The organism is Streptomyces sp. NBC_00310 (genome assembly GCF_036208085.1).
In the GTDB taxonomy this organism is placed as follows: Bacteria; Actinomycetota; Actinomycetes; order Streptomycetales; family Streptomycetaceae; genus Streptomyces.
This window is the reverse complement of the sequence record NZ_CP130714.1, coordinates 3987058-4012793: the sequence shown is the minus strand read 5'-3', so window position 1 is coordinate 4012793 and position 25736 is coordinate 3987058. Positions and strand designations below refer to the sequence as shown.

The 25736-nt window shown below is 70.8% G+C and carries 20 protein-coding genes; 9 read left to right on the top strand and 11 right to left on the bottom strand.

Annotation, left to right across the window (positions count from 1 at the left end):
- Positions 1-115: 115 nt before the first annotated feature.
- Positions 116-634, bottom strand: a complete 519-nt coding sequence (locus OG202_RS17585) for a MarR family winged helix-turn-helix transcriptional regulator (RefSeq protein ID WP_327729688.1) — start codon at positions 632-634, stop codon at positions 116-118.
- 160 nt (positions 635-794) lie between these two features.
- On the opposite strand from OG202_RS17585, the gene OG202_RS17580 reads away from it, so the two are divergent.
- The gene (locus OG202_RS17580) at positions 795-1739 is read left to right on the top strand and encodes an EamA family transporter (protein ID WP_327729689.1); all 945 of its coding nucleotides are present in this window, start codon (positions 795-797) and stop codon (positions 1737-1739) included.
- 167 nt (positions 1740-1906) lie between these two features.
- Here OG202_RS17580 and pepN (OG202_RS17575) read toward each other — a convergent pair whose 3' ends face one another.
- Positions 1907-4522, bottom strand: coding sequence for an aminopeptidase N (pepN, locus tag OG202_RS17575; RefSeq protein ID WP_326582774.1), 2616 nt, complete (start codon positions 4520-4522; stop codon positions 1907-1909).
- A 100-nt stretch (positions 4523-4622) separates the two neighbouring features.
- Between pepN (OG202_RS17575) and OG202_RS17570 the strand changes: the two genes are divergently transcribed.
- Entirely contained in the window at positions 4623-4853 is a 231-nt protein-coding gene (locus OG202_RS17570; RefSeq protein WP_326582775.1) for a ribbon-helix-helix protein, CopG family, read from the top strand.
- Entirely contained in the window at positions 4825-5187 is a 363-nt protein-coding gene (locus OG202_RS17565; RefSeq protein WP_326582776.1) for a type II toxin-antitoxin system PemK/MazF family toxin, read from the top strand. The genes OG202_RS17570 and OG202_RS17565 overlap by 29 nt, the downstream gene beginning before the upstream one ends.
- Positions 5188-5245: 58 nt before the next feature.
- Here the strand turns inward: OG202_RS17565 and OG202_RS17560 are convergent, their stop codons facing one another.
- Positions 5246-6262: an aspartate-semialdehyde dehydrogenase gene (locus OG202_RS17560; RefSeq protein WP_326582777.1), complete on the bottom strand. Its 1017-nt coding sequence runs from the start codon at positions 6260-6262 to the stop codon at positions 5246-5248.
- A 356-nt stretch (positions 6263-6618) separates the two neighbouring features.
- Here OG202_RS17560 and OG202_RS17555 point away from each other — a divergent pair, with 356 nt between their 5' ends.
- Positions 6619-7149: an RNA polymerase sigma factor gene (locus OG202_RS17555; RefSeq protein ID WP_443052255.1), complete on the top strand. Its 531-nt coding sequence runs from the start codon at positions 6619-6621 to the stop codon at positions 7147-7149.
- Here OG202_RS17555 and OG202_RS17550 read toward each other — a convergent pair.
- Positions 7082-7624 carry a hypothetical protein gene (locus OG202_RS17550; RefSeq protein ID WP_328223085.1) on the bottom strand — a complete coding sequence of 181 codons (543 nt, stop codon included), beginning with the start codon at positions 7622-7624 and terminating at the stop codon, positions 7082-7084. The genes OG202_RS17555 and OG202_RS17550 overlap by 68 nt on opposite strands.
- A 24-nt stretch (positions 7625-7648) precedes the next feature.
- Here OG202_RS17550 and OG202_RS17545 point away from each other — a divergent pair, with 24 nt between their 5' ends.
- The gene (locus OG202_RS17545; protein ID WP_328223084.1) at positions 7649-8713 is read left to right on the top strand and encodes a hypothetical protein; all 1065 of its coding nucleotides are present in this window, start codon (positions 7649-7651) and stop codon (positions 8711-8713) included.
- Positions 8714-8865: 152 nt separating this feature from the next.
- On the opposite strand, the gene OG202_RS17540 is transcribed toward OG202_RS17545, so the two are convergent.
- Positions 8866-12180, bottom strand: a complete 3315-nt coding sequence (locus tag OG202_RS17540; protein ID WP_327729693.1) for a S8 family serine peptidase — start codon at positions 12178-12180, stop codon at positions 8866-8868.
- A 231-nt stretch (positions 12181-12411) separates the two neighbouring features.
- Between OG202_RS17540 and OG202_RS17535 the strand changes: the two genes are divergently transcribed.
- The 3 genes from OG202_RS17535 (at position 12412) to OG202_RS17525 (ending at position 16345) form a co-directional block, all read left to right on the top strand.
- Positions 12412-12873 carry an NUDIX hydrolase gene (locus OG202_RS17535; RefSeq protein ID WP_326582781.1) on the top strand — a complete coding sequence of 154 codons (462 nt, stop codon included), beginning with the start codon at positions 12412-12414 and terminating at the stop codon, positions 12871-12873.
- A 353-nt stretch (positions 12874-13226) separates the two neighbouring features.
- Positions 13227-15008, top strand: coding sequence for a TIGR03767 family metallophosphoesterase (locus tag OG202_RS17530; RefSeq protein WP_327729694.1), 1782 nt, complete (start codon positions 13227-13229; stop codon positions 15006-15008).
- 215 nt (positions 15009-15223) lie between these two features.
- A complete protein-coding gene (locus tag OG202_RS17525) occupies positions 15224-16345 on the top strand; it encodes a serine hydrolase domain-containing protein (RefSeq protein WP_327732256.1) in 1122 nt (373 codons plus the stop codon).
- A 122-nt stretch (positions 16346-16467) separates the two neighbouring features.
- Here the strand turns inward: OG202_RS17525 and OG202_RS17520 are convergent, their stop codons facing one another.
- Positions 16468-17538: a hypothetical protein gene (locus OG202_RS17520; protein WP_326582783.1), complete on the bottom strand. Its 1071-nt coding sequence runs from the start codon at positions 17536-17538 to the stop codon at positions 16468-16470.
- 282 nt (positions 17539-17820) lie between these two features.
- Positions 17821-20418 carry an aminopeptidase N gene (gene pepN / locus OG202_RS17515; RefSeq protein WP_327729695.1) on the bottom strand — a complete coding sequence of 866 codons (2598 nt, stop codon included), beginning with the start codon at positions 20416-20418 and terminating at the stop codon, positions 17821-17823.
- Positions 20419-20567: 149 nt separating this feature from the next.
- Here pepN (OG202_RS17515) and OG202_RS17510 point away from each other — a divergent pair, with 149 nt between their 5' ends.
- Positions 20568-21221, top strand: coding sequence for a DsbA family protein (locus tag OG202_RS17510; protein WP_326582785.1), 654 nt, complete (start codon positions 20568-20570; stop codon positions 21219-21221).
- Positions 21222-21231: 10 nt separating this feature from the next.
- On the opposite strand, the gene OG202_RS17505 is transcribed toward OG202_RS17510, so the two are convergent.
- The 4 genes from OG202_RS17505 to OG202_RS17490 all read right to left on the bottom strand — a co-directional run bounded on the left by OG202_RS17505 (position 21232) and on the right by OG202_RS17490 (position 25734).
- The gene (locus tag OG202_RS17505; RefSeq protein WP_327729696.1) at positions 21232-21447 is read right to left on the bottom strand and encodes a hypothetical protein; all 216 of its coding nucleotides are present in this window, start codon (positions 21445-21447) and stop codon (positions 21232-21234) included.
- Positions 21448-21839: 392 nt separating this feature from the next.
- Positions 21840-23225 (bottom strand): amino acid permease, encoded by a 1386-nt coding sequence (locus tag OG202_RS17500; RefSeq protein ID WP_326582787.1) that lies wholly within the window; start codon positions 23223-23225, stop codon positions 21840-21842.
- Positions 23226-23363: 138 nt separating this feature from the next.
- Entirely contained in the window at positions 23364-24296 is a 933-nt protein-coding gene (locus OG202_RS17495) for a TauD/TfdA dioxygenase family protein (protein ID WP_328223082.1), read from the bottom strand.
- A 91-nt stretch (positions 24297-24387) separates the two neighbouring features.
- The gene (locus tag OG202_RS17490; protein WP_328223081.1) at positions 24388-25734 is read right to left on the bottom strand and encodes an LLM class flavin-dependent oxidoreductase; all 1347 of its coding nucleotides are present in this window, start codon (positions 25732-25734) and stop codon (positions 24388-24390) included.
- Positions 25735-25736 lie beyond the last annotated feature (2 nt).

Below are 25736 nucleotides of genomic sequence, written 5' to 3'. Positions count from 1 at the left end.
ACGACTCTTCGGTCAGCTCTTCGGTCAGCTCTTCGGGCTGATCTTCGGACAGCTCTTCGCGCCGATCTCCGGACTGGTCTTCGGGCGGCTCTTCGTGTACCTCCCCGGGCCACGGTCACGCCCCCGCCCCCACCACCAACAACCTCAGCAGGTCGGCCAGTTGGCCGGCCTGCTCGTCGTTCAGGTGGGCGAGCGCCTCGGTCTGGACGGCGAGGCCCGCGACGAGAGCCTCGTCGACCAGGCGCAGCCCCTCGTCGGTGAGGGTGACCTGCAGGGCGCGGCGGTCGTGCGGGTCGGGGGAGCGGCGGAGGAGGCTCGCGCGTTCGAGTTTGTCGAGGCGGCCGGTCATGCCGCCGGTGGTGAGCATGAGGGTCGCGGAGAGCTGGCGGGGCGAGAGCGTGTGCGGCTCGCCGGAGCGCCGCAGGGTCGCGAGCACGTCGAACTCTCCGCGTGAGATCCCGAACCGCGTGTACGCCTTCTCCATCCGGTCGCCGAGCGCCCGCGAGAGACGGAAGACCCGCCCGAACACCTCCATCGCGGTGGTGTCGAGGTCGGGCCGCGCGACCGCCCACTGGTCGATGATCGCGTCGACGGGGTCGCGGAGGGGCTGGTCGGGCTCAGGGCGCGCGTTCATGGGGCGAGTATCGGATGCCGTCGGGTCGGCCGCAAGAAAGTTGCTTGACGGAAAGTTGCTTAGCGCTAAGCTAATGACAAGCAAGCTAATCGAGAGTGAGCTCATCACGAGCGAGCTGTCTCCATGGTCCAAGATCCCTCACGCCGGGAAGGGCGCGCCCATGACCGCGCACACCACGCACACCGCGAACCGTCTCCCCGTCATAGCCCTGACCGCGCTCGCCCCCATCTCCTGGGGCACCACCTACGCCGTGACGACGGAGTTCCTCCCGGCTGACCGCCCCTTGTTCACGGGCCTGGTGCGGGCGCTTCCTGCGGGGTTGCTGCTCCTGGCGATCTCACGCAGGCTGCCGCACGGGGCCTGGTGGGGGAAGGCCGCGGTGCTGGGCGCGCTGAACATCGGCGCCTTCTTCCCGCTGCTCTTCCTCTCCGCGTACCGGTTGCCGGGCGGTATGGCGGCGGTCGTCGGCTCGGTCGGCCCGCTGTTCGTCGCGGGCCTGGCGACCGCCTTGCTGGGGGAGCGGCCCACCGTACGCACGCTGCTCACGGGAATCGCCGCGGCCCTCGGCGTCAGCCTGGTCGTCCTGAAGGCGGCGGGCGCGCTGGACGCGGTCGGTCTGCTCGCGGCGCTCGCCTCCACCGCCTCCATGTCCGCCGGCACGGTCCTCACCAAGCGCTGGGGCCGCCCGGACGGTGTCGGCCCGCTGGCCCTCGCCGGATGGCAACTGACCGCCGGCGGCCTCCTGATCGCCCCGCTCGCCCTCCTGGCCGAAGGCGCACCCCCGGCCCTGGACACCCGCGCGATCGGCGGCTACCTCTACCTCGCCCTCGCCAACACCGCCGTCTCCTACTGGCTCTGGTTCCGAGGCATCGGCCGCCTCTCCGCCACCCAGGTCACGTTCCTGGGCCCCCTCTCCCCCCTGACCGCGGCCGTGGTCGGCTGGGCGGCGCTCGGCCAGTCCCTCACCCCCCTCCAACTCCTCGGCATGACCATCGCCTTCGGCGCGACGGTCCTGGGCCAGCTCCAGCCGCGTACGCCGTCGTCGATCAGTGGGCCACAGGGAGCGCCGCGTGGGGGAGTGCGGCACCGGGCGCCGACCGTCTAGCGGCCGACGCCGGTCGGCCGGCGCGGGCGGCACCGGGCGGGCGGCACCGGGCGGGTCCGCCGCGTGCCGCGCATGATCAGGGCTGCCGCGGACAACGACGGGGGCGCCCGGTGAAGTCACCGGGCGCCCCCGCCGCAGTACGACCCGTGGTCGCTACTGCGTGGTCGCTACGCCGTGGTCGCCGACGCGTCCGCGGCCTGGGCCCGAAGGGCCCGCTCGATGCCCGAGCGGGACTCCGAGACCAGGCGGCGGAGGGCCGCGTTGGGCTCGGCGGCGGTCAGCCAGGTGTCCGTCCTGTGCAGGGTGTCGGTCGAGACCTGGACGGCCGGGTAGAGGCCGACGGCGATCTGCTGGGCGATCTCGTGGGAGCGGGACTCCCAGATCTCCTTCACCACCTCGAAGTACTTGTCGGTGTACGCGGCGAGGAGGTCGCGCTGGTCGGTCTGGACGAAGCCGGCGATGACCGCTTCCTGGAGGGCGTTGGGAAGCTTGTCGGACTCGACGACCTGGGACCAGGCCTCGGCCTTGGCCTCGGGCGTCGGGCGGGCGGCGCGGGCGGTGGCGGCGTGGCGTTCGCCGGCGGCCGTCTTGTCCCGCTCGTACTCGCCGGCGATCTCCGCCTCGTCGTAGCGGCCCACCGCGGCGAGCCGCTGGACGAAGGACCAGCGCAGCTCGGTGTCGACGGCCAGCCCCTCGATCGTCTGCGTGCCCTCCAACAGGGCTTCCAGCAGGTCCAGTTGCTCGGGCGTACGGGCGGTCGCGGCGAACGCGCGGGCCCACGCCAGCTGGTGGTCGGAGGCGGCCTCCGCGGCCCGCAGGTGCGCGAGCGTGGCGTCCGTCCAGCGGGTGAGCAGCGCCTCGCGGGTCGTCGGGTCGGCGTACAGCTCGATCGCCAGCTTCACCTGACGGTGCAGGGACTGGACGACACCGATGTCGGACTCCTTGCCGATGCCCGACAGGACGAGGGACAGGTAGTCGCGGGTCGCCAGCTCCGCGTCGCGCGTCATGTCCCAGGCCGAGGCCCAGCACAGCGCGCGGGGCAGGGACGCCTCGAAGTCACCGAGGTGCTCGGTGACGAAGGCCAGCGACCGCTCGTCCAGGCGGACCTTGGCGTACGACAGGTCGTCGTCGTTGAGGAGGACCACGGCCGGGCGGCGCTTACCCACCAGCTGCGGTACGGCGGTCAGTTCGCCGTCGACGTCCAGCTCGACCCGCTCGTCGCGGACCAGCTTGCCGCTGGTGTCGTCCAGTTCGTACAGGCCGACCGCGATGCGGTGCGGGCGGAGCGTCGGCTCGCCCTTCGCGCCCGTCGGCAGCGCCGGGGCCTCCTGACGGATCGCGAAGGAGGTGATGACGCCGTGCTCGTCCGTCTCGATCTCCGGGCGCAGGACGTTGATGCCGGCCGTCTCCAGCCACGCCTTCGACCAGGACTTCAGATCGCGGCCGGAGGTCTCCTCCAGGGCGCCCAGCAGATCGGACAGGCGCGTGTTGCCGTACGCGTGCGCCTTGAAGTACGCCTGCACGCCCTGGAAGAACTCGTCCTGGCCGACGTACGCGACGAGCTGCTTCAGTACGGAAGCACCCTTCGCGTACGTGATGCCGTCGAAGTTGACGAGCACGTCGTCCAGGTCGCCGATCTCCGCCATGATCGGGTGCGTGGACGGCAGCTGGTCCTGCCGGTACGCCCAGGTCTTCATGGAGTTGGCGAACGTGGTCCAGGAGTGCGGCCAGCGCGAGCCGGGGGCGTCCGCCTGGCAGGCGATCGACGTGTACGTGGCGAACGACTCGTTCAGCCACAGGTCGTTCCACCACTCCATCGTCACCAGGTCGCCGAACCACATGTGGGCCAGCTCGTGGAGGATGGTCTCGGCGCGGACCTCGTACGCGGCGTCCGTCACCTTCGAGCGGAAGACGTACTGGTCGCGGATGGTCACCGCGCCCGCGTTCTCCATCGCGCCCGCGTTGAACTCCGGCACGAACAGCTGGTCGTACTTCTTGAACGGGTACGCGTAGTCGAACTTCTCCTGGAACCAGTCGAAGCCCTGCCGCGTGACCTCGAAGATCGCGTCGGAGTCCAGGTGCTCGGCGAGGGACGGCCGGCAGTAGATGCCGAGCGGCACGCTCTGCCCGTCCTTCTCGTACACGCTGTGCACGGAGTGGTACGGGCCGACGATGAGCGCCGTGATGTACGTGGAGATGCGGGGCGTCGGCTCGAAGACCCAGACGTCGTCCTTGGGCTCCGGCGTCGGCGAGTTGGAGATGACGGTCCAGCCGGTCGGGGCCTTCACGGTGAACTGGAAGGTGGCCTTCAGGTCCGGCTGCTCGAAGGACGCGAAGACGCGGCGGGCGTCCGGGACCTCGAACTGGGTGTACAGATAGGCCTGGTTGTCGACCGGGTCGACGAACCGGTGCAGGCCCTCACCCGAGTTGGTGTACGCGGCGTCGGCGACGACCCGCAGGATGTTGCGGCCCTCCAGCAGACCGGGCAGCGCGATCCGGGAGTCCGCGAAGACCTCCGCCGGGTCCAGCGCGTCGCCGTTGAGGGTCACCTCGTGGACGGTCGGAGCCACCAGGTCGATGAAGGACGCCGCACCGCTCTCGGCGACATCGAAGCGCACCGTGGTCACGGACCGGTAGGTGCCTCCCCCACTCTCGGCCTCGCTCGAGCGGGAGGTACCCCCACCCTGCGCGCCGGAGAGGTCGAGATCGATCTCGTACGAGTCAACGCTCAGCAGCGCCGCCCGCTGCTGAGCCTCTTCGCGGGTCAGGTTTGTGCCAGGCACGCGGTCATCTCCTCGGTATGTGTGGGTTCGGACATCCTTCCATGAGCGGGGCCCTGTCTGGAGTGGCTAACGTGTGCCTACCCCGGGTAGCATCAGGTGTATGAAGATTAGTGTGAGCCTGCCTCAGGAGGACGTCACCTTCGTCGACGAGTACGCCGCGCGTACGGATGCCGATTCCCGGTCGGCCGTGATACACGCCGCCATCGCACTCCTGCGTGAAGCGCAACTGGAGCAGGAGTACGCCGAGGCCTTCGCCGAGTGGGACGGGAGCGAGGACGCCGCGTTCTGGGACCGGTTCTCGGGTGACGGGCTGGCTGATGAAGCGCGGTGACATCTACCTGGTCGACTACGAGCCGACGCGTGGCAGTGAGGCCAACAAGGCGCGTCCGGCAGTGATTGTCTCCAACGACGGTGCCAACGCGGCCGTGGCGCGGACCGGGCGAGGCGTGATCACGTTGGTCCCTCTGACGACGAACACTTCTCGGGTCTATCCGTTCCAGGTGCTGCTACCCGCCCAGGAGTGCGGCCTTCCGAAGGACTCCAAGGTGCAGTGCGAGCAGGTGCGCGCGCTCGCTCCGGAGAGGCTGGTGAGGCCGATCGGTTCGGTCCCGCGCCAGCGAATGGCCGAGGTCGACGTGGCCCTACGGCGGCATCTGGCCCTGTGAACGCGCGGAGGGGCGCCCACCGTTCACGGTGGGCGCCCCTCTTTCGCGTCCTGCCCGCCTACTCGTTCAGCTCAGCCGCCACCAGCTCCGCGATCTGCACGGCGTTCAGCGCCGCGCCCTTGCGGAGGTTGTCGTTGGAGATGAAGAGGGCGAGGCCGTGCTCCACCGTCTCGTCGGCGCGGATGCGGCCGACGAACGACGGGTCCTGGCCGGCGGCCTGCAGCGGGGTCGGGATGTCGGAGAGGGCCACGCCGGGGGCGCCGCCCAGCAGCTCCGTCGCGCGCTCCACGGAGATCGGACGCGCGAAGCGGGCGTTGACCTGGAGGGAGTGGCCGGAGAAGACCGGGACACGGACACAGGTGCCGGAGACCTTGAGGCCGGGGATCTCCAGGATCTTGCGGGACTCGTGGCGGAGCTTCTGCTCCTCGTCCGTCTCGTGCAGACCGTCGTCGACGATCGAACCGGCGAGCGGGACGACGTTGAAGGCGATGGGCCGCTGGTAGACGTTCGGCTCGGGGAAGTCGACCGCCGAGCCGTCGTGCGTCAGCTTGTCCGCGTCCGCCACGACCTTCTGGACCTGGCCGTGCAGCTCGGCGACGCCCGAGAGGCCGGAGCCGGAGACCGCCTGGTAGGTGGCGACGACCAGCGCTTCGAGGCCCGCCTCGTCGTGCAGCGGACGCAGCACCGGCATCGCGGCCATCGTCGTGCAGTTCGGGTTGGCGATGATGCCCTTGGGGCGGTCGGCGATCGCGTGCGGGTTCACCTCGGAGACGACCAGCGGTACCTCGGGGTCGCGGCGCCACGCCGAGGAGTTGTCGATCACGACCGCGCCCTGGGACGCCACCTTCTCGGCCAGCGCCCGGGAGGTCGCGCCACCCGCGGAGAACAGGACGATGTCGAGGCCCGAGTAGTCGGCCGTCGCGGCGTCCTCGACCGTCACACCGTCGACGACCGAACCGGCCGAGCGGGCGGACGCGAACAGGCGCAGCTCGCGCGTCGGGAAGTCGCGGTCCTTGAGGATCTTGCGCATGACCGTGCCGACCTGACCGGTGGCTCCGACGATTCCGACCCTCACGGCGACTCCTTCTACGTGGCTTGAGTGTGTCTGCGGCATGGCCGAGGCCTTTCCATCATGCGGTCAGGCCGGGCCCGCCTGTCCAATCGTTTGACCAGGACGCTCACACGCTCGGACGCGACGGGCACCGGCGCCGGAGCCGCTTCTTTGGCCGTCACCCCGGCTGAGCTGGAGAAATTCGCCCTACGACGGTCCCGTACCGCAAGCTGTGCTGCCTCGACCCTGCCCACGGCACCCGGGCGCACGCGAAGGTGTGACGTACGCCTCTGTGCTCCGCCGGGAAAGTCGGGCGACGGTTCCGAACGTTTCGGCCCGCATCGGCGTCGTAGGGGAAACGCGGGAGGGAAGGGGTGGCTGTGCTGCGCAGAAAGGCGCGCCACATCGAGGGGGTCCAGGAGCCGGACGACCCACTGGACGCGGCCCAGGAGCGGCGGGTGCGGGCGGTGCTCGCGCTCGGCGGTGTTCCGCAGTCGGACCTGCTGGACGGGGTACAGCAGGTACGGCTGCGGCTGCTGGAGCGGGCCGCGAGCGGCCGTGAGGCACCGCGGGACGTGTCCGCGTGGGCGGCGGTGGTCGCCTCCAACCTGGCGATGGACTGGCACCGTGCCAAGCGCCGCCAGGAGCGCCTGGGCGAGCGCCTGGCCTCGCTGCGCCAGCACGAGCACCCCTCCGGCGAGGAGTCCAGCGTGCTCTCGCTCGCCGTCGCCCGGGGCCTGGACGAGCTGCCCGACACCCTGCGCCAGGTCCTCGTCCTGCGCTTCTACGCCGACCTGCCGGTACGCGGGATCGCCGACGAGCTCGGCATCCCCGAGGGCACGGTCAAGAGCAGGCTCCACTCGGCGGTCCGCGCCTTGCGCACCCGCCTGCACGAGGACGAGGTGGTGTGACATGGCCGCCCGGGACGAAAGCCGACGCGACGCCGAGTACGACGACATCGCGCAGGCGGGCGCGGCGCACGGGGACGCCGAGCGGGACGGTGCCGCAGGCGGCGATGTCGCACGCGGCGATGTAGCACGCGGCGGTGCGAAGCGCGGGGACGCCGAGCGCGACAACACCGAGCACGGCGACCTCGCAAGCGGGAACGCGGGGCGCGGCGCCGCGCGTGCGGACGGCGATGGCGATCGTGACGATGCGCGCCGGGACGGCGGTCGTGGCGATGGCGATGGCGATGGCGAGCGTGGGGAGGGCGAGCACGGCGATGCCGCGCGCGGAGGCACCGTGTCCGGCGACCTCGCGCGCGGAGGCACCGCGTCCGGAGACACCGCGCGCGGAGACAGCGCGGCTGGCGATGGCGATCGTGACGATGCGCGCCGGGACGGCGGTCGTGGCGATGGCGATGGCGAGCGTGGGGAGGGCGAGCACGGCGATGCCGCGCGCGGAGGCACCGTGTCCGGCGACCTCGCGCGCGGAGGCACCGCGTCCGGAGACACCGCGCGCGGAGACAGCGCGGCCGGCGACCTCGCGCGGCGGGACGGTGAGCGCGACGGCTCGGTCGTCGACGGTGCCGAGCGCGACGGCCCTGCCCACGGCGGGGGCCGGGGCGCCGGCTCCGCGGACGGCGACCTCGCGGACGGCAACCTCGCGGACGGCGACCTCGCGTACGACGGGCCCGCCTACGCGGGCATGGACGCGCTCATGGCCGCCCTTCTCGACGAACCGTTGCCCGAGGACGCTCTGCGGGATGCCGAGTTCGTGGCGTCGCGTGATGCGGCCGTCGTCGACATCGAGCTGTTGAGGGAGCAGCTGGGGCTGATCGGTGAGGCGTTGGCGGTGGCGGGTGAGGACGCCGTGGCCGGGGCGCCGCCGGGGCGACCCGTGGCCGCGCGGCCGGGGGACGCGGCCGGTGCCGAGACGGACCCCGGGCGGGTGTCCGGGCCCGCGCCGGCCCCCGTCGCGTCGGTGAGGCCCCTGCCGCCGCGGCCGTCCCGCGCCCGGCGCGCCCTGAAGATCACCTTCGGCACCCTCGCCGCCGCCGCGGCCGCCTCCGTGGTCCTCGGCGTGGGCTGGGTCGTCGTACAAGCCGGCGGCGGCGTGACGGCGTCCGACTCGGGCGTCTCCGAGAAGTCCGGGAGCCAGGAGGACGGCGACCAGGCGGAGAGCGGTGCGGGGGGCGACTCCGCCTCGCTCAGCAAGGAGGGATACGTTGCCTGCGCCCGCCTCATCGTCGAGGGCACGGTCACCGAGGTCGAACCCGTGACCGGTGCCCCGCAGGACCGGATCACGGTCGAGGTGGACCGCTGGCTCAAGCCCGACAAGGGCGCCGACCGGATCGTCTTCCCCATGGACCACGACGTCGACCCCCGCCTGAAGAAGGGCGACCACGTCCTCGTCGGCATCCCGCGGGACGACGCCCGGCCGGACATCTGGACCACGAAGGAGGCGGACATCGCCCGCGACCGGGCCTGGATCGAGGCGGCGCTGCCGGGCTCGAAGGGGCTGTCGTGCGACTGACCCGCTGAACGCGACGAAGGGGCTGTCGTGCGACTGACCCGCTGAACGCGACGAGGGGGCGGGCGTCCTCCCGGACACCCGCCCCCTCGGTTCACTCACGCACTACCGGTAGGAGTACCGGCGCACTACCAGTGTTCCTCCTCCTACTCCTCCTACGGCGTGACCTTCTCGATCCGCACGCTGCCGGTGCCCGCGGCGGTACCGCGCGCGTTCACCAGCTGGACCTGGCCGAAGAACTCCCGGCCGGCCGGAGCCTCGGCGGCCGCGACGACGTCACCGGAGACGGTCGTCGACGCGCCCGTGCCGAGCTTGACCGGGGTGGCCGCGACCTTCACCTCGCCCAGGGCGGAGGAGAAGAACACGTCGCGGTAGTCGTACGCGGTGGACCCGGCCGGAACCGCGTAGCCGACGACCTCGATGGTGTACGTGCCGGCGGCCGGCGACGGGATGGAGACGGTCTCCTCGGAGTCGCCGTCCGCGGAGCTCGCGACCTCGTTGTGGGCGGCGTCGTAGACGTACAGGTCGAGGTCGGCGCCCGTGTCCGCCGTGTTGCCGATGGCGACGTCCAGGGACTCGGCGCCCGCGGGCACCTCGACCGTGGAGGTCTGGGTGACACCGGTCGCGATGGTCGGCCGGTCGGTCTTGGCCGAGCCGAGCGGGCCACCGGCCAGCTTGCCGTCGACGGGGGCGAGGCTGTTGGTCACCTTCCAGGAGGCGGCGGTCGGGGTGCCGACCTTGGCCTCGGGCACCGTGACGACCTCGGGGTCGAAGCTCGCGCCGTAGACCGCGAAGTTCAGCTTGAAGGTGTTGTCGAGCACCGGTGACGTCCGGCGCGACTCGACCTCGAACTCCCAGACACCGGGCTGCGGGTTGGCGTACGAACGCACGTCCGGCTTGCAGCCGTTGCCGTCGAGGTAGTTGTTGTAGCAGGTCAGGGAGCTGGTGCTCTCAACCGCGAGGCCGTACGGGTGGTTGGCGATGAAGCGGGTCTGGCTCTTGTCCTTCAGTCCGCTGATCGCGACCTCAAGGGTCTTCGCGCCCTCGGGGACGGTGACGAAGTACGACTTGAAGGAGTTGCGCTGGACCGTGCCGGACGCCGAGTGGGTGTACTTCAGCGGCGTGGAGACCACCACCGTGTTGAGCACCTGACGGTCGATGCCGACCGTCTTCGGGTCGTCGACCTCCAGGATCGCGCTGCTGATGCCCGAGTTCTCCGCCTTGGCGGCGATCTTCACGGTGACCGGCTTGTTCAGCGGCAGGGAGACCACGTCGTCGCCGACGATCCGGAACGTGTCGTCCCGGTTGTTCTCCAGGTGCAGCTCGTGGCGGATCGCCTTGTCGGCGCCGGACGTACGGGTGATCGTCACGTCGTACGTCTTCTTCTGCCCGGCCTTGAGGCCGCCCTCACGGTCGTAGACGCCGGTGCCGAAGCCCGGTGTCTTCAGCGCGAAGTCGATCGCCGTGTCGACGGGGGCCTTGACCGAGTACTCGTGCGCGGTCGCGCCCGCCTTGACCGACTTCCACGCGTCGACGATGTTCATCAGGCCCGCGCCCTCGGCGTACGCCTGGACGCCGCTGATGTGGTCGGCGGTCGAGGTCAGCGCGGTGCGCAGCTTCGCGGGCGTCAGGTCGATGCCCTTCTGCTTCGCGGCGCTGAGCAGCAGCGCGGAGGCGCCGGCCGCCTGCGGGGAGGCCATCGAGGTGCCGTTGAGCATCTGGTAGCCGGCCGGGAGCGTGTAGCCCGCCTCGGGGGCGATGACGCCCGGCAGCCAGGTCTGCGCGGTGTTCACCGCGGCGCCCGGCGCCACCAGGGTCGGCGTGAAGCCGCCGTCCTCACGCGGGCCGCGCGAGGAGAAGTTGAACAGCTGGTAGTCCTTGGCGACCTGCGAGCCGTAGTTGGACGCCCAGGTCTCCTTGGAGATGGACGCGCCGACCGAGATCACCTTGTCGGCCAGGCCGGGGTCGCCGATCGTGTTGGCGCCCGGGCCGGAGTTGCCGGCCGAGATGACCAGCTGGACGCCGTAGGTGTCGATGAGGCGCGTGTAGAGCTCGGCGCGCGCGTTGTTGCCGTCGTTCAGCGCCGGGAGGCCGCCGATGGACATGTTGACGATGTCGACGCCGCGGTTGACGACGAGGTCGATCATGCCCTCGGTGAGCGCCACGTTGGTGCAGCCGGGGCCGAACTCGCAGGCGCGGGACGAGACGATCTTCGCGCCGGGGGCGGCGCCGTTCATCTTTCCGCCGAACAGGCCGTTCGCGGCGGTGATGCCGGCGACGTGGGTGCCGTGCTCGCTGGAGATGAGACCGATGTTGACGAAGTCGGCCTTCTTGCCGACCCAGTCACCCCCGAAGGGGTCCATCGGGACGTCCTTGCGGTACTCGACGACGAACGGCTGGCGCTCGGCGACCTCGGTCGACGGGTCGTCGGTGCCGAAGTAGCCGACCTGGTAGCCGTCCTTGTACGGCTTCATCGGCTTGTCGTCGGTGAAGTCGAAGTTCTGGTTCACGTCGACGGTGACCGTGCCGGCCGCCGCGTCGTAGAGCACGCCCCACGCGTCGGTGGTGTCGCCGTCGCGGTTCACGTCACCGGCGGCGTCACCGGCCGCCGTGACGGACTCGCGGAAGGTGTTGACGGAGTACGAGCCCGCGGGCGCGGTCCAGGTCCGGCCGCCGTAGGTGAAGGTCGGCCCGGCGACCGAGTTCGTCATCGGACGCCAGCTGCCGTCACCGTCGACGATCGGGTCGGTGGACGTCACCCAGTCGACGATCTTGCGCTCGCCGGTGGTGGTCTTCTGCAGCGCGGGGTGCCCGAGGTCGACACCGGAGTCCAGGACGCCGATGGTGATGCCCCGGCCGTCCGCCTTCGGGTTCTGCTTCACGAAGTCGACGGCGCCCGTCTCGAAGGACGGGTTGTACGGGTTCTCGGCGGGGGTGTTCTTGCTCGGCCCCGGGTACGTCCTGGCCGCCGTGCCCTGCGCCTCGGCGCCCTTCTCGGTCTTCGCGACCGGTGACGGGTCGTCGAGGACGATCTCCTGGCGCAGGTCGATGCCCTGCACGGAGGAGAGCTTCGCGGCGGCCGAGATGGCCGAGTCGGCGCTCTTGGTCGGGACCGTGGCGCGGACGTAGCCGAGCTTGTCGTAGGTACGGCCCACGGAGCCGCCCTTGACCGCGTCCAGCTGCTCGGCGACCTGTTCGGTCCTGCCGGGCGTGGTGGCGATCATCATCGTGACGTTCTTGTCGCCGTCGGCCTTGGCCTCGGCGAGCAGGTCGGCGTCGGTCGAACCGAGCTTGTCGTGGGCGGACTTGACGCCGCCGTCCGCCGGGACGGTGGCCGACGGGTCGTCCGCCGAGAAGGCCATGGGTATCGGTCCGGCCGCGGAGAGCGCGGCGACCAGTCCCGCGGCCACGGCTATGCGCGCCACGCGTCTCGCACCCGACCGGGGGTCGGGCTGGGGGGTGAGGGTCATCGACATCCCTTGTAGGTAAGGAATTCAGGTGAAAACGAGCATTGATGATCCGAGCGGCGGGTTCGGATCGGTCCGGTCCGTTATGCGGTGCCGGATGGTCGCTCAGCCTTACCGAAGTGACACATGTTTGGGGAGGGTTGACCGAGGCGGGATTGTGTCATGGCGTAAACCCGCCACCCGTCATGGGTGCGATGACCGCGCATGAGCGGACATTTTGGCTAACGTCTGTGCATGCGCGAGGAGTTGAGGGTGGCGGCCTACGCCGTCTGCGTACGGGACGACCACATGCTGCTGGCCCGCTGGGTCTCCCGGGACGGCGAGAAGAAGTGGACCCTGCCCGGCGGCGGCATGGACCACGGCGAGGACCCGTACGACACGGTCGTCCGCGAGGCCGCCGAGGAGACCGGCTACACCGTCGAACCCACCGTCCTCCTCGGCATCGACACCGGCCGGCACACCTATCCCCGCCGCCTCGGCACCCACGCCGACCACCAGGCGCTGCGCATCGTCTACGAGGCCCGCGTCACCGGCGGGGACCTCCGCCACGAGACGAACGGCTCCACGGACATGGCCGCCTGGCATCCCTTGGACGAGATCCCGGCCCTCACGAGGGTGGGCCTGGTGGACCTGGGCCTGCGGCTGTGGCGGGAACGCCCGGAGAACGGCCACTTGACGCCGCCGCTGAACCCTTAGGGGCGCGGGGCAGTGCTGAATATGCGGCTACCGCCGCGGGGCGCGAGCAATCACGACGCACCCGCACACACCGCATCACCGGAGCCCCACGGCGAATACGTGCCCTACCCCACCAGATGAACAAGGAGTGACCTCTTCCCTTCGCTCCCCCTCACATTCGGGAACCCCCGGTGGACGCGCACCGTCCCCGAAGATCCACGTACGGTGATCGGCGTCGCCCGTTGCGACGTCGTTAACGTCCAGGCCACCCCGGCTGCCAAGCATCAAGTACGAGCGGGAACCCCCACTCCGGCCACCACCGCGGAGCGGCCCGCGACCACTTCCGACGCGTTCGCACTCGGGGAGACCGCGCCATGTCGCGCATACGCTCAGTCGCTGCCGCCGCCACCAACCCTGACCGCCGGGCCTTCCTCGCCGCCACCGGAGCGGTCGGCCTCGCCGCGGGGGTCGGCTTCGCCCTGCGGCCGGAGACCGAAGCCCACGCCGCCGCCTCCGCCGCCGGCGACGCCGCGGCCACCGAGGTCCCCCTGGCCAACCTCTCGAACAGAGAGGCCCCGGCCGCACCCCTCGCGCCGTACACCCGGGGCACCACCCTCGCTTCGGTCGCGGCTCCCCGCAACGCCTCCGGCTACCGTCGCCTCGGCGCCGGCCCGGCCTGGGCGCGGGTCGTACGCGGCGACCTGGCGACCCCCAAGTCCGGCCGTGAGAAGCGCCGGACGGCGCTTGCGTCCTTCGTGCAGTTCACCGACCTGCACGTGGTGGACGTCCAGCACCCGCTGCGCTACGAGTACCTGCGCGCCCAGACCGCCAGCGCCTGGCGGCCGCAGGAGGCCCTGTCCGTGGCCGGCGCGGTCTCGCTCGTCGAGCGGGTGAACGCGCTGCGCGGAGCCCCGGTGACCGGCTCCCCCCTGCACTTCGTCATGACGACCGGCGACAACACCGACAACAACTCCAAGACGGAACTGGACTGGTTCCTGAAGGTGATGAGCGGTGGCCGCGTCACCCCCAACTCCGGTGACCCGCGCCGCTACGAGGGCGTCCAGAACGCCGGACTCAAGCTCTACTGGCAGCCGGACGCCCCCCTCCGCGACGCCGACAAGCAGCTCGGCTTCCCGCGCCTGAACGGCTTCCTGGCCGCCGCGATCCGCGAGGTCAACAGCCCCGGCCTGAACGTTCCCTGGTACTCCACGGTCGGCAACCACGACTCCCTGCCCGGCGGTTGCTACGCCCCCGGCGACTCCTTCTTCGCCGACTTCGCGGTCGGCGGCAGGAAGCTGATGACCCTCGACGAGCAGGTCGGCAAGGCCCTCTGGGACAACGTCAAGAGCGGCGGCGACCCCCGGGGCGCCGACTGGAAGGCCGTGCTCAAGGCCCAGGCGAAGAAGATGCGCTCGGTCACTCCGGACGAGAACCGCGCCCCGTTCACCCCGCAGGAGTACCTCAGGGCCCACCTGGACCCGGCCCACACGGGCCCCGGCCCGGTCGGTCACGGCTACTCGCAGGCCAACCTCGACGCCCGCACCCAGTACTACGCCTTCCGCATCGCCGACGACGTCATCGGCGTCAGCCTCGACTCCACCGATCCCGGCGGCCACTACGAGGGCTCGCTCGGCACGGCCCAGCTCAAGTGGCTGGACCGTACGGTGAAGGAGGCGGCCAAGGACGGTTCGTACGTCGTCGTCTTCAGCCATCACACCAGCACGTCGATGCGGAACCTGCGCAAGGACCCCTCCCGCCCCGGCGAGGCCCGCCACGGCGGCGACGAGGTGCTGTCCCTGCTCGGCCGCCACCGCAACGTGCTGGCCTGGGTGAACGGCCACAGCCACCGCAACCGCGTCACCCCGCACGGGTCCGCGAACGGCGGCTCCTTCTGGGAGATCTCCACGGCCTCCCACATCGACTTCCCCCAACTCGCCCGCGTCATCGAGCTGGTGGACAACAAGGACGGCACGCTCTCCGTCTTCACCACCCTGATCGAATCGGCCGCCCCGCACGCCACCGACTTCACGGACCTCTCGCAGACCGGCCTCGCCGCCCTCTACCGCGAGCTCTCCTACAACGCCCCGGGCCGCCGCGACACGCTCACCGGCACGGCCGGCGACCGCAACACGGAGCTGGTCCTCCGGAAGGGCTGAAATCCGCTCAACCGGCGTGCACCTGCTCAACCTGCCCGCCCACCTGGGGGTCCCCCCTCGCGACCGGACGTTCTCGGGGTCGCCGAGAATGTCGGTGCGAAGGGGGAGACCACATGTCAGCACGCACGGCACGCACGGCACGCACGGCACGCACGGCACGCACGGCACGCACGGCACGCACGGCACGCACGGCTCGCACGGCACGTACGGCTCTGATGGCGGCGACCGCGGTGGCCGCGGCGGTGGCCCTGGCCGCGCCCGCGGTGGCGGTACCGGCGTCCTCCAGAACCGAACACGGCGCGACCCAGGAGGCCATGGACGCGGCGGTGGAGGACGGCGTCCCCGGCGTGGCCCTCCAGGCCAGGGACGAGCACGGCGTCTGGAAGGCCACCTCCGGCATCGGCGACATCAGGACGGGCAAGCCGCGTTCGGCCCACGACCGCTACCGCGTCGGCAGCATCACGAAGACCTTCGTGTCGACGGTCCTGCTCCAACTGGAGGCGGAGGGAAGGCTGTCGCTGGACGACAAGGTGGACACGTGGCTGCCCGGCCTGGTGCGCGGCAACGGCCACGACGGCGGCGAGGTGACGCTCCGTCAACTGCTCAACCACACCAGTGGAATCTCCAACTACACGGCCGACGAGGAGTTCGGCCGCACGTACTTCCTGAAGGACGGCTTCTTCACACACCGCTACGACACGATGTCCCCGGAGCAGCTGGTGGCCGTCGCCATGAAGCACAAGCCGGACTTCGCCCCCGGCACCGACTGGAACTACTCGAACACCAACTACGTCCTGGCCGGCATGGTGATCAAGAAGGCCACGGGAAACCCGTACGGCGACGAGATCCGCCGACGCGTCATCGAGCCCCTCGGCCTGCGTTCCACCCTCGTCCCCGGCACCTACCCGAAGGTCCCGAAGCCGAGCAGCCGCGCCTACGGCAAGCTGGCCGAGACGGCGACGGGCCCGACGTACGACGTCACGGAGCTGAACCCGTCCCTGGCCTACTCGGCGGGCGAGATGATCTCCGACTCGGGCGACCTCAACCGCTTCTATACGGCACTGCTCAAGGGCAAGCTCCTGCCACCGAAGCAGCTCGCCGAGATGAAGACCACGATCAAGGTGGACGGCATCCCGAACGCCGGCTACGGACTGGGCCTCATGGAACGCGAACTCAGCTGCGGCATCACCGTCTGGGGTCACGGCGGCGGCATCCACGGCTCCACCTCGGAAGCCGTCAGCACCTCCGACGGCCACCATGCCCTCGCCTTCAACTTCAACAGTGACTGGACGGGCGACAGCGAGGCGATCGTGGAAGCGGAGTTCTGCGACAAGTAGCCGACCGGCATGAGGAAGGGCCGCCGAAGCGGACGGCGGCCCTTCCTCTCCCCTCCTGGTGCCCCGAGTTACCCGATTTACCGGGGAAGCACCACGACTTATTACCGGGGAAGCACCACGACTTACCGGGGAAGTACCACGACATACGCGGCCGGATCGCGGTCGCACGACGCCATCAGGGCGGTACGGACGATGGCCGCCTGCTGCTCCAGGGAGTCACGCAGCTTCCCGGGGGTGAGGTGGACGACGGTGATGCCGAGCCGTTCCAACACCTGCCGCTTACGGGCGTACTCGGACCACAGCGCGTCGTCCTCCTGACGCGGGGCCCGGACGTCGAGCTCGACCGCGACGGCCTGCTCCGGCCAGTACGCGTCGAGGCCGCCGAGGTGAGGGCCGCCGGGCAGCCGGAGGTCGACGTTCCAGACCGGGTCGGGCAGGGCGTACTCGCGGACCATCCGGTACAGCTGGTCCTCCGCGATCGCCCGGCCCTCGGCGAGCAGCGATTCCACCGCGTCGACGACATGCGGACGGTTCAGCAGCCGCGCCTCGGTCAACTCCCTTACGACGGCGGCGGGTTCGGTGTGACCGCCGCGTACCGCCTCCGTGAACAGCCGGCGTACGGCGGCCGCGTCCGCGAGTTCCGCGACCGCGTCGGCCAGCGCGCGCGGGACGGGGGCGACGGGCAGGCCGGTCACATACGACGGGGTCGGCATGGCCGGGGTGCGGACGATCCGCGCGCATCCCACGGTCCGCAGCCGGCGCAGGCGCGGGACCAGGATGTCGATCGCGTCGAGGGAGGGCAGCGGGGGAGCGGACGAGAATCCGTGCAGCGTCAGGGCGGCCAGGCCCGTGATCACCACGTCCGGGTAACGGGGCGCCGGGCGGGGCTCGTCGGCGTTCGGCTGCGCGGGTACGCCGACGGCCCCCGCCATCCCGGTGGCCGTCTCGCGGAACGGGGAGCGGGCCGCGTACGACAGCACCGCGTGCAGCCGCTCCTCGGAGGTGGGCGGGCCCGGGTGCAGCAGGAACACACCCGGCAGGATCTGCTGCCAGGAACCACCGGGCCGGCACTGCTCGTTCGTCTCGGCGGCGGTGACACCCTGCGCGCGCAACTGCGCGGCCGTCAGCACCCGGCGCGTGACGTCCGAGAGGCGACGGAGGGGGCGGGGGGAGAGCGGGGTGTTGTGGGTCATGCCCCGGAGGTTCCCGCTCCGGGGCCGCGGATTAACCGCTGTTACACGCCCGTCGACAAATCGGGACAAGACCGCACTAAAGTACGTGCGTTCGACTGCCGATACCCGCTGGTCCGGACGCGATCAGAAAAAGTTACGGGTCCGATTACCCGAATTCGGTAACCCTCAACCCGGCAGCCCACCCCGGCCGGCCCAGCGGCACCCGGCAAGCGCCGGTGAGCGAAACCCGCCCTCGCTCAGCGGCAGCCGCCGGGTGCGCAACACACCAAGGCCCGGCGGCAGTTACCCCGCGGCTCCCGCCTCCGCCGCCGCGTCGCACGCCTGCCCCCGCAACCCCCGAGCCAGATCGTCCCGGGCCTCCAGCACCAGCCTCCGCAACGCCGGCGCCGCCCCCGCGTGCGAGGCCAGCCACGCGTCCGTCGTGTCCAACGTCCCCTGGGAGTCCTGGAGCGACGGGAACAGCCCGCGCACCACATCCATCCCGATCTGGATGGACCGCTCGGCCCACACCCGCTCGATCACCTCGAAGTACTTGCCCGCGTACGGCGCCACCAACTCCCGCTGGGACGGCCGGGCGAACCCCGCGATCGTCGCCTCGACCAGCGCGTTGGAGAGCGTGTCCGACTCCACGACCGACGCCCACGCCTGCGCCTTGACCGCCGCGGACGGCCGCGCCGCCAGGCACCGCACCTGATGCCGCTTCCCGGAAGCGGTATCGTCACGGGCCAACTCGGCGGCCAGCGCGCCCTCGTCGGCCACCCCGTGCGTCGCCAGCGGCTCCAGGAACGCCCACCGCAGCTCCTGGTCGACCTCCAGTCCGTCGACCTTCTCGGTCCCGGCCAACAGCCCCTGCAGCACCGCCAGATCGCCCTCGCCCGACGCCACCGAGGCGAAGAAACGGGCCCACGTCAGCTGATGCTGACTGCCCGCCTCGGCCGCCCGCAGCTCCCGCAACGCACCCTCCGCCAGCAGCCGGCCCCCGGTCCGCCGCCACGTGGGCGCCGCGTAGTGCGTGAGCGCCGAGTTGGCCCACGCGTGCAGCATCTGGAGCACGCCGATGTCGGACTCCCGCCCGGCGAACCGCAGCACGAGGTCGACGAAGTCCCGCGCCGGCAGCAGCGCGTCCCGGGTCAGGTTCCACAGCGCCGACCAGCACAGCGCCCGCGCCAGCGGGTCGGAGATGTCCCCGAGCCCGGCCCGCAGCGTGTCCAGCGACTCCGCGTCGAACCGGATCTTGCAGTACGTCAGGTCGTCGTCGTTGACCAGCACCAGCGCGGGCGCCTCGGCCCCGGCCAGCTCCCCCACGACCGTACGCGGCCCCTCGACATCCACCTCGGCGCGCGCGTACCGCTCCAACGCGCCCCCGTCCGTACGTCGGTACAGGCCGATCGCGACCCGGTGCGGCCGCAGTTCGGGATGCGATTCGGCGGCCTCCTGCACCACCGCCAGCTCGTCGATCCGGCCCTCGGAGTCGAGAAGCACCTGCGGAGTGAGGGAGTTGACCCCCGCCGTCTGGAGCCAGGCCCGCGACCAGGACGCCATGTCCCGCCCGCTGGTCTCCTCCAGGACCGACAGCAGGTCGCCCAGCTTCGTGTTGCCGTACGCGTTCCGCTTGAAGTAGCGCCGGGCGCCCTCCAGGAAGGCCTCGCGCCCCACGTACGCCACCAGCTGCTTCAGCACGGACGCGCCCTTGGCGTACGTGATGCCGTCGAAGTTGAGCTTGGCGTCCTCCAGGTCACGGATGTCGGCCGTGACGGGGTGGGTGGAGGGCAGCTGGTCGGCGCGGTACGCCCAGGACTTGCGGTTGTTGGCGAAGGTGACCCAGCCGTTGGTGAAGCGGGTCGCCTCGACCATCGAGAAGGAGCCCATGAAGTCGGCGAAGGACTCCTTCAGCCACAGGTCGTCCCACCACACCATGGTCACCAGGTCGCCGAACCACATGTGCGCCATCTCGTGCAGGATGACGTTGGCCCGCCGCTCGTACGACGCCCGTGTGACCTTGCCCCGGAAGATGAACTCCTCGCGGAAGGTGACGAGTCCCGGGTTCTCCATCGCGCCGAGGTTGTACTCGGGCACGAACGCCTGGTCGTACTTCCCGAAGGGATACGGGTAGTCGAAGTGGTCGTGGAAGAAGTCCAGGCCCTGCTTGGTGATGAGGAAGACGTCGTCGGAGTCGAAGTAGGGGGCGAGACCCTTGCGGCACATCGCGCCGAGGGGGATCTCCAGCCGCGTACCGTCCTCGAAGGTCCGCTCGTAGGTGTCCGTCACGTAGTGGTACGGGCCCGCGGCGAAGGCCGTGATGTACGTCGAGATCGGCTTGGTCTCCGCGAACCGCCACACCCCGTCCGCCTGTTCGCCGGCCCCGTTGCTCCACACGACCCACCCCTCGGGCGCGCGCACCTCGAAGCGGAAGGGGGCCTTGAGGTCCGGCTGCTCGAAGTTCGCGAAGACACGGCGGGAGTCGGCCGGTTCGTACTGGGTGTAGAGGTAGACCTCGCCGTCCTCGGGGTCGACGAAGCGGTGCATGCCCTCGCCGGTGCGGGAGTAGGCGCACTGGGCGTCGACCACCAGCTCGTTCTCGGCGGCCAGGTCGTCGAGGGCGATCCGGGAGCCGTCGAAGACCTCGCTCGGGTCGAGGTCCTTGCCGTTGAGGGAGACGGCCGTCACGCTCGGCGCGATCAGATCGGCGAAGCTGCCGGCGCCGGGGTCGGCGCAGCGGAAGCGGATCGTCGTCACCGAACGGAAGGTGCGCGGCTCGCCGCCGAGGTCACCTGAGTCGCCGACGGCGGACCGCAGATCGAGGGAGACCTCGTAACCATCGACGGACAGCAGTGCGGCCCGCTCCCGGGCCTCGTCGCGGGACAGATTCTCACCGGGCACGGGCGGCACTCCCTCAGGGTGGTGTTCAGGTGGTGTTCAGTATGCGGACAGGCCCGATCCTGTCATGCGCACCTGGCGGCGGGCAGGTGGGAATGCGACGCCGGGCCGTCGGTGTTGCCAGCTGAAACGACTTCCGTCCGAGGAGAACCATGTCCCAGCAGACCTCCGGCAAGACCCCTGTCGACTTCTGGTTCGACCCGCTGTGCCCCTGGGCCTGGATGACCTCGCGGTGGGTCCTTGAGGTGGAGAAGGTCCGGGACATCGAGGTCCGCTGGCACGTGATGAGCCTCGCCGTGCTGAACGAGCCCAAGATCGACGAGCTGCCCGAGGAGTACCGCGAGCTGCTGGAGACCAAGGCCTGGGGCCCGGTGCGGATCGTCATAGCCGCCCAGCAGGAGCACGGCGCCGAGGTCCTCGGTGACCTCTACACCGCGATCGGCACGCGCGCCCACAACCAGGGCCTGGGCATCGAGAAGGACGTCGTCGCCGCCGCGGTGGCCGAGGTCGGGCTGCCCGAGTCCCTGATGGACCACTGGGACTCCACCCCGTACGACGCCGAACTGCGCGCCTCCCACAAGGAGGGCATCGACAAGGTCGGCCAGGACGTCGGCACCCCCGTCATCGCCGTCCCCGGCGCCGACGGTGAGCAGATCGCCTTCTTCGGCCCCGTCGTCACCCCGGCCCCCCAGGGCGAGGAGGCCGCCAAACTCTGGGACGGCACCCTCCTCGTGGCCTCGGTCCCCGGCTTCTACGAGATCAAGCGCACCCGCACCAAGGGCCCGGACTTCAGCAACCTGCTCTGACTGCCCCGGGTCACCGGAAGGACTCGGGGAGGGTCAGCCCCTCGCTCTGGACCGCGTACGGCTGGACCCACAGGCAGCGGCCCTTCTCACCGTGGTTGCCGCAGCGCCACCAGCCGGCCGGGTTCTTCCCCTGGGACCTGAGGTAGTGCTGGACCTCCTTGTCGGCCTCGTAGAACGCCAAGGGCTTGCGTCCCCCGCAAGGGGGGCAGTGCTTGTAGCTCGGCATACGACCTCCCGGTCCCCTCGGCCGGATCGGGAATCCGGCCGGAAAACGGGAGCATAGGGCGAAAGCCCCGGAAAACGTCAGCACGGAATGCGTCCCGCCGCGGCGTTTTCCGGCAACGGAACGGCGAGAACCCCCGCGAGTCACGCCCTCGCGGGGGTTCTCCCTTCTTCGGCCTGCCCGGTGAAGGTTGAGAAGACGATCACGAGCAGGGCATCTCGGTGGGGGCTCGGGGGTGGTGTGTCGGTGCCCCTGTCCGACCCTTATTGCAACATACTTGCAAGTGCGCGGCAACGGCAGGAGAATGTAGGGCCTGCTCAGGCATGTGCAAGGGCCCTCGCGCGAACCGACCGTCCGTCCTCCGCGCGAGGGCCCTGAAGCATCCGAGGTGTGTGTCAGCGGGCGGCGCGCGCCCTCTGCCAGGCGTATCCGATCGCCGCCAGGAACAGCGTCATCCCGCCCGTCCAGTACAACTGCGTCCGCGTGCCCGGCTCCCGGGCCATCAGGACGAAGACGGCGGCCATCCCCGCGAGCGCCACCCACGTCAGCCACGGGAACGCCCACATCCGGACGACCGGCTTCTCCGGGGCCTCGCGCTCGATACGGCGGCGCAGGAGCAGTTGGGAGACGGCGATGAAGATCCAGACGACGAGGATGACCGCGCCGATCATGTTGAGGAGCCAGGGGAAGACGTCGTCGGGGCGCCAGTAGCTGAGCAGGACGCAGAGGAACCCGAAGACGCTGGAGGCGAGGACGGCGATCCGGGGGACCCCGCCCGAGACCCGGCCGATCACCTTCGGACCCTGCCCGCGCTCCACCAGGGAGTAGGCGATGCGGGAGGAACCGTAGATGTTGGCGTTCATCGCGCTGAGCAGGGCCACCAGCACGACCACGTTCATCAGTTGGCCGGCACCGGGGATGCCGAGGCGGTCGAGGGCGGCGACGTACGGGCCCTTCTCGACCACGGCCTTCGCGTCCCACGGGACGAGGGTGACGATGACCGCCATGGAGCCGACGTAGAAGAGGGCGATGCGCCACATCGCCGTACGGACGGCCGTGGCGACGCCCTTGACGGGGTTCTCGGACTCGGCCGCCGCGATCGTCACCGTCTCCAGGCCGCCGTACGCGAAGATCGAGGCCAGGAGACCGATGACCAGGCCGTCGGTGCCGTTGGGCAGGAGGCCGCCCTCACCGGTGAGATGGGCGAGGCCGGGCGAGTCCGTGCCGGGCAGGACGCCGGCGACGGCCAGGACCCCCAGCACCAGGAACAGGGTGATCGCGCCGACCTTCAGCGCGGCGAACCAGAACTCGAACTCGCCGAAGTTCTTCACGGCGGCGAGGTTCGTGCCGAGGAACACCAGCATGAAGAGCGCCACCCAGGCCCACTCGGGGGTCCCGGGCAGCCACCCCGTCACGATCTTCGCGGCGCCGATGCCCTCCAGGCCGACGGCCGTACAGAGCAGCACCCAGAACGACCAGCCGGCCGCGAAGCCCGCCCACGGGCCGAGAGCGCGTTCGGCGTGTGCCGAGAAGGAACCCGACGAGGGATACGCGGCGGACATCTCGCCGAGCATCCGCATCACCAGCATGACGAGGAGCCCGGAGAGGGCGTACGCGACGACGATCGACGGACCGGCCGCGGCGATGCCCGCGCCGGACCCGACGAAGAGGCCCGCGCCGATCACCCCGCCGAGGGCGATCATCGAGAGGTGGCGCTGCTTGAGACCGTGGGACAGGGAGGCGTCGGGCTCTTGTGGGGCCTTGACGTCGGTGCTGGGCATGGGCGCGGTTCGTCCAATGCGTGAGTCGGGCAAAAACGCCCACAGTCTGGGCAGCCCCTCCGTGCGCACGGAGGGGCTGTCCGCTATCCGGACGCGTCCGGCACCGAGGGTGCCCGAGCGGCTACGGAGGTGGCGGGATCAGGCCGCCACGGGCGTGGGCTGCGCGGCCACGGGTGTGGGCTGCGACGCCACGGACGTGTAGTGCGAGGCGTCCCCCTCGATCGAGCGGCTCTCCTCGCCCTCGATGCCCGCCGGCACGTCACCGGCGACGGTCACCCGGTGCAGTCGGCGCGGCAGGCCGTCGTAGTTGTCGATGGCGTAGTGCTGGGTGATGCGGTTGTCGAAGACGACGAGCTGGTTCTCCGACCAGCGGTGGCGCAGCACGTTCTCCGGCCGGGTCACGTACGACTGGAGCAGGTCGAGGAGCTTGCGGGACTCGCCGAGCGACAGGCCCACGATCCGCTGCGCGAACCCGCCGATGAACAGCCCGCGTTCACCCGTCAGGGGGTGGACGCGCACGACCGGATGGGCCGTGCGGTACGTGATCGAGGTGAACCGGGCGCGCTGTTCGGCCCGCTCCGCGTCGATCTCCTCCTCGGGCACCGCGTAGTCGTAGTCGTTGGTGTGCTCCGCCCACAGGCCGTCGGCCAGCCGACGCAGCGGCTCGGGCAGGTCCCGGTAGGCCGCCGCAGCGTTCGCGATCAGGGTCTCGCCGCCGTACGGCGGGATCGTGATGCTGCGCAGGGTGGTGGCCTGTGGTGGGTTGAGGACGAACGTGACGTCGGTGTGCCAGTGGTTGGCGCGCCCTCGCTCGCTGTCCACGGGCAGGACGTTCGCGGCACCCGCGACGGCGTCCACCGTGGGGTGGGCGGTGGTGATGTCGCCGAAGTGGCGGACGAAGGCCTGGTGGGTCTCGTCGTCGAGGTTCACGTCGTCGAAGACGAGCGCCTTGTGGACGTTGAGCGCCTCACGGAGCGCGGCGACCGTCTCCGCGTCGAGGGGCTTGGAGATGTCGACGCCGGAGACGCGGGCGCCGATGTGGGCGGTGACCTTCTGGATCTCGATGGTCATGGCGTGCTTCCTTTCGGGGGCCGGACTGCGGGAGCCGGAATGCGGTGGCGGGACTGCGGTGGCGGGACTGCGGGGGCCGGGACTTCGCGGATCAGACGAGGGCGGGCGCGGACGTGCGGACGTGCTGGTTGGCGGGGCGCGGGAGGCCGTAGCGGTCCCGCAGCGTGCGGCGCGGTCCGTACTCGGTGCGGAGCAGACCGCGGGCGCGCAGGATCGGGACGACGTGGTCGACGAAGGCGTCGAGCCCGGACGGCAGGACCGCGGGCATGATGTTGAAGCCGTCGGCGGCACCGCGCGTGAACCAGGTCTCGATCTCGTCGGCGACCTGCTCGGGCGTACCGGCGAAGGTGAGGTGCCCGCGCCCGCCGCCCAGCCGCCCGATCAGCTGCCGCACGGTGAGCCGGTCGCGCCGGGCCAGTTCGACGACGAGCGTGTAGCGGCTCTTGGCGCCCTCGATGGCGCTCTCGGGCGGAAGGTCGGCGGGGAGCGGGGCGTCCAGCTCCAGGCTGCCGGGCGCCAGTTGCAGCAGCCGCTCCAGGTTGCCCACCCCGTGCGTGTACACGATGTGGTCCTCCAGGACCCGCTCGGCCGCCCGCGCCTCGGCCTCCGTCGAGCCGAGCACGGGGACGATGCCGGGCAGCACCTTGATGTGCTCGGGGTCCCGGCCGGCCGCCGCCGTACGGGACTTGAGGTCGGCGTAGAAGGCCCGCGCGTCCTCGATGGTCTGCTGCGCGGTGAACACGGCCTCCGCGTACCGCGCGGCGAACTCCTTGCCGTCCTCGCTCGATCCCGCCTGTACCAGCAGCGGGTAACCCTGCGGCGTACGGGGGACGTTGAGGGGACCCTCGACGCTGAAATACGTCCCCTTGTGCCGGGGCGGGTGGATCTTCGTGTCGTCGGCCCAGACACCGGACGCCTTGTCGGCGACGATCGCGTCGTCCTCCCAGCTGTCCCAGAGCTTCAGGGCCACGTCGAGGAACTCGGCGGCCCGCGCGTACCGCTGGGCGTGCGCGGGCTCGGCGTCGAGTCCGAAGTTGCGGGCCGCCTCGGCGCCGGCGGTGGTGACGATGTTCCAGCCGGCCCGGCCGCCGCTGAGGATGTCGAGCGAGGCGAACTTGCGGGCCAGGTTGTAGGGGGAGTTGTAGGACGTGGAGGCGGTGGCGATCAGGCCGATGTGCTCGGTGGTCGTCGCCAGCGCGGTCAGCAGGGTGAGCGGTTCCAGGGCGCCCGCCGGACGCTGGCCCACGCTGCCCCACAGCTGCGGGCCGTCGGCCAGGAAGAGCGAGTCGAACGTGCCGCGCTCCGCGATCCGGGCCAGCCGCACGTAGTGGTCCAGCTCGACGTGCGCGTACGGGTCGGACTCCGGCAGCCGCCACGAGGCTTCGTGGTGGCCGGTGTTCATCAGGAACGCGTTGAGGTGAAGCTGTCTCGATGTCACTG

Excerpts from the sequence above, each read along its gene's own strand:
- OG202_RS17585 (WP_327729688.1), bottom strand. The coding sequence starts at position 634 with ATGAACGCGCGCCCTGAGCCCGACCAGCCCCTCCGCGACCCCGTCGAC.
- OG202_RS17580 (WP_327729689.1), top strand. The coding sequence starts at position 795 with ATGACCGCGCACACCACGCACACCGCGAACCGTCTCCCCGTCATAGCC.
- OG202_RS17570 (WP_326582775.1), top strand. The coding sequence starts at position 4,623 with ATGAAGATTAGTGTGAGCCTGCCTCAGGAGGACGTCACCTTCGTCGAC.
- OG202_RS17540 (WP_327729693.1), bottom strand. The coding sequence starts at position 12,180 with ATGACCCTCACCCCCCAGCCCGACCCCCGGTCGGGTGCGAGACGCGTG.
- OG202_RS17535 (WP_326582781.1), top strand. The coding sequence starts at position 12,412 with ATGCGCGAGGAGTTGAGGGTGGCGGCCTACGCCGTCTGCGTACGGGAC.
- OG202_RS17530 (WP_327729694.1), top strand. The coding sequence starts at position 13,227 with ATGTCGCGCATACGCTCAGTCGCTGCCGCCGCCACCAACCCTGACCGC.
- OG202_RS17525 (WP_327732256.1), top strand. The coding sequence starts at position 15,224 with ATGGCGGCGACCGCGGTGGCCGCGGCGGTGGCCCTGGCCGCGCCCGCG.
- OG202_RS17520 (WP_326582783.1), bottom strand. The coding sequence starts at position 17,538 with ATGACCCACAACACCCCGCTCTCCCCCCGCCCCCTCCGTCGCCTCTCG.
- OG202_RS17510 (WP_326582785.1), top strand. The coding sequence starts at position 20,568 with ATGTCCCAGCAGACCTCCGGCAAGACCCCTGTCGACTTCTGGTTCGAC.
- OG202_RS17505 (WP_327729696.1), bottom strand. The coding sequence starts at position 21,447 with ATGCCGAGCTACAAGCACTGCCCCCCTTGCGGGGGACGCAAGCCCTTG.
- OG202_RS17500 (WP_326582787.1), bottom strand. The coding sequence starts at position 23,225 with ATGCCCAGCACCGACGTCAAGGCCCCACAAGAGCCCGACGCCTCCCTG.
- OG202_RS17495 (WP_328223082.1), bottom strand. The coding sequence starts at position 24,296 with ATGACCATCGAGATCCAGAAGGTCACCGCCCACATCGGCGCCCGCGTC.